At 48.1% G+C, this 9,305-nt stretch carries 8 protein-coding genes; 2 read left to right on the top strand and 6 right to left on the bottom strand.

Translation table 11 applies throughout. The features are described 5' to 3' along the window. The first annotated feature begins 243 nt into the window (after positions 1-243). Entirely contained in the window at positions 244-522 is a 279-nt protein-coding gene (locus ACIFQM_RS08600) for a hypothetical protein (protein WP_430038352.1), read from the top strand. Between the two features lie 247 nt (positions 523-769). Beyond that, positions 770-1,021: a hypothetical protein gene (locus ACIFQM_RS08595; protein WP_430038354.1), complete on the top strand. Its 252-nt coding sequence runs from the start codon at positions 770-772 to the stop codon at positions 1,019-1,021. Positions 1,022-1,064: 43 nt separating this feature from the next. On the opposite strand, the gene ACIFQM_RS08590 is transcribed toward ACIFQM_RS08595, so the two are convergent. From ACIFQM_RS08590 to ACIFQM_RS08565, 6 genes are all read right to left on the bottom strand, one after another. Continuing rightward, a complete protein-coding gene (locus ACIFQM_RS08590) occupies positions 1,065-1,892 on the bottom strand; it encodes a carbohydrate ABC transporter permease (protein WP_430038356.1) in 828 nt (275 codons plus the stop codon). Then, a complete protein-coding gene (locus tag ACIFQM_RS08585) occupies positions 1,889-2,773 on the bottom strand; it encodes a carbohydrate ABC transporter permease (RefSeq protein WP_044645320.1) in 885 nt (294 codons plus the stop codon). The genes ACIFQM_RS08590 and ACIFQM_RS08585 overlap by 4 nt, the downstream gene beginning before the upstream one ends. Positions 2,774-2,812: 39 nt before the next feature. Continuing rightward, positions 2,813-4,093: an ABC transporter substrate-binding protein gene (locus tag ACIFQM_RS08580; protein ID WP_430038358.1), complete on the bottom strand. Its 1,281-nt coding sequence runs from the start codon at positions 4,091-4,093 to the stop codon at positions 2,813-2,815. A gap of 172 nt (positions 4,094-4,265) precedes the next feature. Beyond that, positions 4,266-5,333, bottom strand: coding sequence for a response regulator transcription factor (locus ACIFQM_RS08575; protein ID WP_430038360.1), 1,068 nt, complete (start codon positions 5,331-5,333; stop codon positions 4,266-4,268). Next, positions 5,330-7,126, bottom strand: a complete 1,797-nt coding sequence (locus ACIFQM_RS08570; RefSeq protein ID WP_430065274.1) for a sensor histidine kinase — start codon at positions 7,124-7,126, stop codon at positions 5,330-5,332. Before ACIFQM_RS08570 ends, ACIFQM_RS08575 begins: the two co-directional genes overlap by 4 nt. 133 nt (positions 7,127-7,259) lie before the next feature. After that, positions 7,260-9,266, bottom strand: a complete 2,007-nt coding sequence (locus ACIFQM_RS08565; RefSeq protein WP_430065272.1) for a beta-galactosidase — start codon at positions 9,264-9,266, stop codon at positions 7,260-7,262. Positions 9,267-9,305: the final 39 nt, after the last annotated feature.

Genomic DNA, 9,305 nt, shown 5'->3' with positions numbered 1-9,305 from the left:
CTTTAGTTCAACTTATATAGTATATATCTAACTCTGATAACAGTTACGCTTTTATTTTTAATTATAAGCTAAAAATATACAGTCCACATCGTCTCTGGTCTTTGCTTTAATGACGGCAGTGCCTGGATTACAAGGAACGACTTTGCCAGCCGCTATCATCGAAGCCAACAACCAGGGACGAGGTGTAACCCTCAATTTACATGTCGGTTACTACGATATTACAAGTAACTAAGGGGTGATTTCATGAATGTCTATTTGTTTGTGATCCTTGTGTTAATCCTTGCTGGTAGCCTACTGTTTAACATCTTTAAAAGCTCCATGGGAAAGGACAGCAAAGCTCCAGATATAGTAACCATTATAGGACTTGTTTTTGCAGTCGCTTTGGGTGTAACTCCTGTTTTTCTTAGCGGACTACAGGCGTGGACATGGCATACAACAGTCCTTATTGTTGGATGTGCAGTCGTTATCGTTCGTATCCTGTATAGCTGGAGTAAAAATAGAAGTCACTCAAAAAATGGCTGAGGGATAGTTGACTTTGCTCTATAATCGTACTTACTGTGCATTGAAGGGGGATTTTAAAATGATAGATACTGTGGGAATCGAGTTTTTAGAATCTAACTTGGAAAATGAAAACTATTTTAATCATTGTCGGAGCCATTTTAGCAATCTTTATTCTCTGTTTCTTTTTAAACCTATGGGTGGTCAATAACCTACACGTGCCTCCACAATAAAACGTTGAACTATTGTAAGTCCTATAGGAGCTGATATTATGTATAATTCATTTACCTCAATATTTTTTGCTGCGTTAACTGCAATCACCCTCATAACGCTGCCAAAATTAGAAGCTAGGGTGAGTAAGAGAACAATGTTAAAAGTGAGAATTTCCATAATAACAACAGTTCTGCTGATCGGAGTCGTGTTGTATATCATTGACCCTCAGTGGTGGATCATTGTAGCCTTTGCAATTTTGTTTGTAACCCTTCCTATCTTTTTATTGAAACGTTGGCGCGAAAAAAGCTGAATCAGAAAAAAAGCCTTCCTTGTTGATAGGAAGGCTTTCCATTTTACCCCTTAATTGCTCCCTCCGCAATTCCCTCCATAATGAATTTTTGGAAGAACGAATAGATCAGGATAACCGGGATGGAGGTCAGTACAAGTGCGGCCAGAATGAGCGACCATTCCTTGTTATACTCCCCGAACAGCATGTTTGTCGAAAGAATCAGGGTGTAGTGGTTCACATCCGTCAGCATCAACAGCGGGAGTAAAAAGTCGTTCCAAATCCACAGGAAATCCAAAATCGCAATCGTGACAGTGATCGGCAGCAGCAAAGGAAATATAATCCGAAAGAATGTTTGGAACTCATTACAGCCATCCATCTGTGCCGATTCCTCCAGCTCACGCGGGATGGATTTGACGAATCCATGATACAAAAAGATCGCCATATTCACACCCAAGCCGATATAGATCAGCGCCAGACCATACGTACTGCCTTGGACGGACAAATCCTTTGCCATTCTTGTAAGCGGTATCATAATGGAGTGAAACGGTACCAGCATGGATGCAACAAACAGGGAGAAGATCGCACTGCTCATTTTTCCCCGTGTACGAGAGAGCTTGTAGCCCGCCAGCGCCGAACAGATCACGATGCCGCCTATTCCAATAAAAGAAATAATCGTGGAATTAAGAGCACTGTTCAGCAAATGGGTCTGTTGAAAAGCCTGACTGTAATTTTCAAAATGAAGCTTCGTTGGCAGCGCCGTAAAGGATGCGAACATCTCACCCTGCGTTTTAAAGGAATTAATTACCGCCATGTAGATCGGGAAGAAGGACACCACAGCGCCCACGCAGAGGATCAGGGTAATCAACAAGGAGTTGGCTTTTTTCAGACTCATGCCTCCACCTCCCTCTTCTTCATCACACGTAACTGGATCAGCGTGAAGATCAGCACGATGGCGAACAAAATAACGGATTTAGCGCTTGCGTAACCATAACGGAAGTTGTTGGAAAACGCCTCCTCATAAATGTTCATCGTAATTACCTGCGTACTGCGCCCCGGCCCTCCGCCAGTCAGTCCATAGACGACCTCGTAGACTTTGAAGGCACCGTTCAGGGTCAGGAAGAAACAGATGGTAATCGCATGGGTAATCATCGGCAGCGTCACACTTCTTAACGTCTGGAACGCGTTCGCCCCGTCAATAATAGCGGCCTCCTTCAAGCTTTGCGGTACACCCTGAAGCGCAGCCAGATAAATGATCATCATATAGCCGACACCATTCCAGAGCGATACAATAATGATGGAAAAGAAGGATACCTTCGGATCGCCCAGCCACGATTGGCCCAAAAAGGCGATAGCTGTCTTTTCGGCAATCTGCGGCAGCACGGAGGAAAACACGAACGTCCACATAAATGCGCTAATAATGGTACTGATCATATTCGGCATAAAAAATATCGTCCGAAAAAATCCTTTGGTACGTGTACGTGATTCAATCAGCACCGCCAGAGCTAACGCCAGCACATTTTGCAGCACAATCATGACCAGTACATATTTGAGCGTGAACCAGAGGGAATTGAGAAAATCCGGGTCCTCCTTCAGCGCCTCCACAAAGTTCCCCAAGCCGATAAAGCTGTAATTCGGATTCAATCCGTTCCAGTCTGTAAAGCTGTAGTACATACCGCTGATCGTTGGAATAAGCAGGAAGATGGCGTAAAAGATCAGCGCCGGGGCGGTAAACGCCAGCAGCATCACGTATTTTTTATAGATTTTAAAGGGCATGGAGTCTCCCCCCTCCTGATGTAATTCTATAGGTTTCCGTTACTTGTTTACTTTGTTATATGATTTCCATGCCTTATCCAGCGCCTTAATCACGTCATCCTGCGAGAGCTGGCCTGCATAGTAGGATTGCAGCGATTTGCCTGCCTCATCCTTGACCGCTTGCGGAATGGACGGATCTTGATACGACTTACCTGCTTTCACATATTCGGTAGCGTCATTGACCCAAGGGTAGCTTTTGAACGTATGCACTTTAGAGATCGGGTTGAATTTCAATGCTTCATAGAATGCGCTGGAATCCTTATCGTCCAACACATAGTTGACAAAATCGAGCGCAACCTCTTTATTTTTGCTTGTAGAGGATACAGCCAGCGAAGTCGAAGTCGACAGATTGATCAATGTCGCATTCGGATCGTCATTAATCGGCAACGGAGCTACCCCAAAATCCATTTTTGGATCAGATTTCAAAATCGTTTCCGCAAACCACGGCCCCTGAATCCACATTGCCGCTTTCCCCGCAGCAAAGGCCGCCGATCCATCATCCCCGCCGACTTCCAGCGCCTTGTCTGTACCGTTGCTGTTCACCAGATCAATAATGTCGAACATACTCTTCATTTCGGAAAAAGAGCCCTTGTCCTGATTCATCCGTTCGATAAAATCCTTGTCCTGTGTGTTCATCATCGCACCCGCTGTCAGCGGCACGAATAACTGTGGAATCCAGGATTCCTTGTAGGACAGCAGGAACGGCTTCACATGATTCGCTTTGAGCTTCTCGACCACAGCCTTCATTTCGGTCAGCGTTCCCGGTGGCTTCAAGTTCAGGTCCTTAAATATCTTTTTATTGTACAAGTAGCCCCATGAAATCGTTTCCAAAGGAACTGCCACGACCTTGCCGTCTTTCGTCGTCACCGAGGGCTTCACACTATCCATCAATTTGCTGACAAATGGCTGCCCGGACAGGTCCTCCAAATAGCCCGCTTTATAAAACGGAGGAATTTCATTCACTGCATGCAGAGCGAACACATCCGGCGCATCGTTGGATGCAAGTCTCGTCTTCAAAATTTGTGCGGCATTGTCGGAAGGCGGCATCTCCAATTGCACCGTAACGTCGATATTTTTATCTTTCTTTTCCTTCGCTACGAATGCGTTAATATATTTATCGTAATGCTCCTTCAAACGGGGCTGTGCGATAAACATTTTGAGATTAACCGTTTTACCGTCTCCACCGGAACCGCTGCTGTCACTACCTGAAGAATTCGCTCCACACCCGGCCAACAACGTGCCAACCAGCATTGTGCTCAATACACCTTTCCACATCTTCATGCAAAATGACCTCCCCTAAGTTGAAAATAACTGTGACCCACTGGCTGCTAATTCCTTTGTACTACTTGTTTTGTATACGCTTTCATTATAGGATGGGAGGTCACTTCTGCCATTGGACATCATTAGCCTGTTGGGTTGGATTTTTTTAAACTACGGCTGTTATCTCTCTACATCATTGCTCCTTCCTCATTTCACCGGGCGCCATGCCAAAATGCTTTTTAAACACCCGGTAGAAATACGATACGTCCTCATATCCCGCCATCTCCGCCACCGCTTTAATCGAAATTTGTTTATCTGCCAGCCACTCGCGCGCTTTTTCCATTCTCCGCTGCACGATATAGTCCGTTACATTTTGACCATACTCCTGCTTGAATACCTTGCTCATATACTCCTTGCTGACAAAAAAGTTTTTCGCCAGCTGCTCCAGTGTAATCGGCTCGGCAAAGTGGCTGTCCATATAGTGCCGAACCTCCTCCAGATTCAGCTTGTTCTTATACTTCCGTTGCCGAATGAGCTGCTCCAGCTCCTGCACATAACATGCCGACACAAACTCCAGCGCACGATCCGCAGAGGATAGCGTGTCCTGCGAGAGTGGAAATCCAGCCTTGGCAGTGGGCGTATCCAGCCCGTTGGACGCTGCCAGCTCCTTAAGCTGGGAAAGAAGCTCCTGCACCAGCCTGCCCAGCATATGTGGACTGGATTCCCCGTAGCTCTCCAGCTCCTGCCAAACCTGCTTGCAGGTCATTTGTACGCCCTCCCGATTCAGCTCATTAAAATAAAGTCGCAGCAGTTGCTTATACCGGGACAGCTTGTGGAAGTACTCATAGTCCAGCTCCGCCGCCTCCTGCTGCTGTTCCGCTGCCTTGGCCTCCAGATCGTCTTTGCATTTAAGCAATACTGCATTCAGCTCGACGGGATTGACGGGCTTCAGCAAGTAATCGACGGCCTTGTACCGAATGGCATGTTTGGCATACGCGAAGTCGTCATAGCCGCTCACGACAATGATTTTCATATCGGGAAAATGGTGATTCAGCGCTTGCAGCAGCTCCACTCCGTCCGCACCCGGCATACGCATGTCGGTAATCACAATCTGCGGGGATAATTCCCCGGCCAGCCTGAACGCCTCATCTCCGTCCTCAGCTTCGCCAACCACCGACATGCCAAGCCTTTCCCATGCGCCAAATGTCTTTAGAATATCCCGGTTCCACGGCTCATCATCGACGATTAATACCCGGATCATCCATTTTCCTCCCCTGCTAATGTGAATGGAATACGGATGGTGACATGTGTACCGCTTCCCGGCTCACTGTCTATCGTCACCCCGTAATTCACTCCAAAATTCATCCGTATGCGTGAAGCCACATTGCTTAATCCGATATGGCTACCCTGCGCCCAGATCGGCTCCTGCGATGGATTTTCCAGTCGTGCCCTTACTTCTTCCAGCCTGTCGTGAGCCATGCCGCTACCATTATCGCAGACTGTAATGCATAGGTCTGCTTCCATAAGCTCCACTCGGATTCCCACCCGCCATGCTCCCGCCTTACGATCCAGTCCGTGCTGAAACGCATTTTCCAGCAATGGCTGAAGCGACAGCTTGGGCAGACGAACATCCAGCGCCTGTTCATCCGTCTCCACCTGAAACACCAGTCGTCGCGGAAACCGCCGCTGCTGGATGCGCATATAGTGACCTACATGGTCAATTTCCGCGCGTAAGGAGGCCATATCCTGCGGCTCCCGTACCACGTAGCGGAACATCTCACTCAGCGACCGAATGACCTCATACGTGTCCTCTGGCTTTTGGGAAAATACCATGCTGCCGATCATTTGCAGCGTATTTTGCAGAAAATGGGGATGAATCTGCGCCTGAAGCGCTTTTAGCTCGGCCGTCTTTTTTTGTAAATTCATACTATATTCCGTCTGGATATGCTCGCGGATTCGTCCTGCCATGCCATGCAGACTTCTTTCCAGCATTCCAATCTCATCCGGGCGTGTACTGGGTTCTCCAGCAGGTCCCTTGATCATCTCCAGTTCCTGCACCGACCGGGCCAAATGGACAATCGGGCGTGCGGTACGCCATGCGATGAAAACAGCCATGCAGATCGAAACCAATATGGAGATCCCGCCTATAATAATCCCGTACAGCATGGTCGAAAAAGCGCTGTGGTTAATGGAGGAAGTGGGTACGATTTTGACCAGCCTCAGCCCTACCACATCCAACTCATTATAAAATACATAATTACCGGCAGTCTTAATCATTCCCGGCCCCGGCTGAACATCCCGAAGTGCTGTCAGTACCTCCGCAGGAGGGGACTGGCGAATCTGCGACGGATACATCACCTTTCCATCTGAACCTGTAATAAAAACCTGATGCTGATCCCCCCGACCCAGCAAACCCAGCGTCTGATCGAATTGGGACCACAGCACATCCAGTGAAATAGCACCCGTCTGCTTCTGATCCTCAAAACGGCGAATACTGCGGGTCAGTGTAAATCGTTCCGGGGCAGCGGGGCTTATGCGAATCGAATAATCCTTATTCGCTTTCCACATCTCGGCATACTGAGGGGGGATACCGTTCACCGTCGTAATGGCATTTTGCATCCCATTGAAGGTAAACAGCGTTTGCGGCTGCTTCAAATAGAGCTGGATGCCGATCACATGGCTCCCGGCCGAATAATATACATTCGCCAGCGTATTGAGCATTTTTCGCTGCGCATTAAATTGACTGGAAAGATTGCCCGGCTCACGCTCATTCAAATAATCACTCAGATCGGGGCTGATCTGAATGCTGTAAATCAGGTGGTTCAGACGATCTAACTGGTCACTAACATAGATTCCCGTCCATTTCATATTGGACATATTCGTCTCCACCACTTCGGTTTCCATCGACGCTCTGCTTTTTTCCGCAGCCAGCGCCGTGACGGCAATAACCGGCAGCACAGAAAGGACGATCATCGTCAAAATCAGCTTGAGTTGAATGCTGCGTCGATACGGGGCTGTCAGTGCCCGAAACCAGCGAACTACTCGGGTTGGCATAGCGATGCTCCCCTCTGTTCAGCTATATGCGAAAACGCCCCGCTATACGCAGGGGCGCTCATTTTCCGGGTATTCCCGGCTGGACACATATATAATTTCATTTATATGTCGATTTCAGCTCATTACTCATCATTTACGCTTCTTCGATAATTATAACACTCCAAGGCTCTAATTGAAGCGTTTGTCCTTGAACAACTGTCTGCTGTCCGATCAGCTCCTTGCCGTCTCCATGCGGATACACAACTGAGCCTGCTTGTTCGGAATAGTTAAAATAGTACCGGATCGTCCGTTCCAGCTCATTCGTACCGGATTTAACAATGATCGGATACGAGACTTCCTGATCTACTCCCCACACTCCCGCCTGCTTCGCGACAGAACGGAATAGCTCACGAATGACCGCCGGGCTTACGACACAGCCAATGTAGGTCGCCGTTCCCTGACCATAACGGTTTTGCGTAATTGCGGCATATTTACCCCAATGCGGATGGTCGTAATAGGCCAACACCTCGGCAGTTGTCGGTGTAATCAGCTCCATCCACGTATCCACCTGATTCTCCTCTGCTGCCACTTCAAAAGGATTATCCTTGAGCGTTACATTCTTCGGCTCCACGAACAGGCTGTAATGAATGCCGCAGGCTTCGCTAATCACGCCCGGCTGCCGGGAGGTTCTCACCTGCACATGCTCATCGGTAAACCCGCTTCGGAACGTGTATACCACATGACCGCCGTTTTCCACATAACGGTTCAGCTTTTCCAGTAACGCATTCGGTGCAGAGTAGAGAACGGGTACGATCAAGAGATCATAATCGTCAAATGACTCCGTACCCGGATGAACGATATCCGTACCGATATTCAGCTTATACAGCTCGTCATACAAGCGACGTACAATGTCATTGTAATTCAGCGAACTATTCATATTGAACTTGAACCAGTTAATTGATGTCAACGCTTCATTGCTGACCAGGATGGCTGTTTTGTTTTTCTTTTTCAGGTTGACCAGATGCGGAGACAATCTCGCAAAATCCTTCCCGATGGTCTGTGCTTCCTCATAGACAGGATTGGGTTCAAAATCATGACTCAGCAGACCCTTCCAGTATGTTTCGAAGGAATTATGGATGGAATGCCAATGCCAGTAGGCCACCATATTGGCCCCGGAAGCCAGATGACTGAACGCTTGCAGTCGCAATTGCCCCGGATAGGGAACCCAATGGGTAAAAGCCTGCGCTTCCGTTTCCAGCACCAGATAATTATTATTCTTCGTGGAGCGCGCCACATCACCACCAAAGGAAATTTCAATCCCGGTCAAATCATCCTGTGTTGGATGGTAAATATCCACCCCCGTCACATCAAATGCCTGAGATGCCGCAAAATGATCCACATCCGGCTGAATGCCGAAGGAATGGCCTCTCCACTCAAAATCAAAGTTTTGCGTAACAAACTGATCCTCCCGCTTGTATTCATTCACGAGCGCGACCTGCCAGGCGAGGAAATCCGTGACCAGCTTGCGCTGGAATTGGGAAAAGGCTGCGCCCAGGCTTCCATTAATCGTCCCGACCACGGAAGGGAAATCCTCCCAGCTATTGATCCGATTGCTCCAGTAATCAAGGCCGAATTTGTGGTTCAGCTCTTCCAGTGATTCAAACTGCTCACGCAAATGCTTCACAAATCGCAATTGCACATTCGGCCCGCTTGTGTTGTAATGCTTCGTTTCGTTATCCGTCTGAAAACCGATTACCGCCGGATGCTGACTCACCGGTCCAATCAGCTTGCGTATGATCCGCTCGGCATGGAACAGGTACACCGGGTTCGTAATGTCCATAATCTGACGGGCCCCGTATTTGCCCGGGCCTTGTGGTGTTGTCGCCAATACGTCAGGATGCTCCTTGACCAGCCATGTCGGTACAGCATAGGTTGGCGTGCCTACAATGACCTCAATGCCCGCCTTATGCATTGCATCCAGCACCCGATCCACGGAGGTAAAATCAAACACTCCGTTTTGCGGTTCATGCGTACTCCAGGTGGATTCGGCAATTCGAACCACGTTGATGCCCGCATCCTTCATCATTTGAATATCTTGGTCCAGACGGTCATAAGGCATATATTCATCATAATAAGCAACGCCGTACAGCAGCTTTTTCATCAGGTCGTCCTCCAATATGTTCGTAGTAGAGTGTCGTGT

The sequence above is a fragment of the Paenibacillus sp. NRS-1782 genome, assembly GCF_050467685.1.
GTDB classification, from domain to species: Bacteria; Bacillota; Bacilli; order Paenibacillales; family Paenibacillaceae; genus Paenibacillus; species Paenibacillus terrae_A.
Note: the sequence above shows the minus strand (reverse complement) of the source record. Positions and strands in the feature narration are given on the sequence as shown.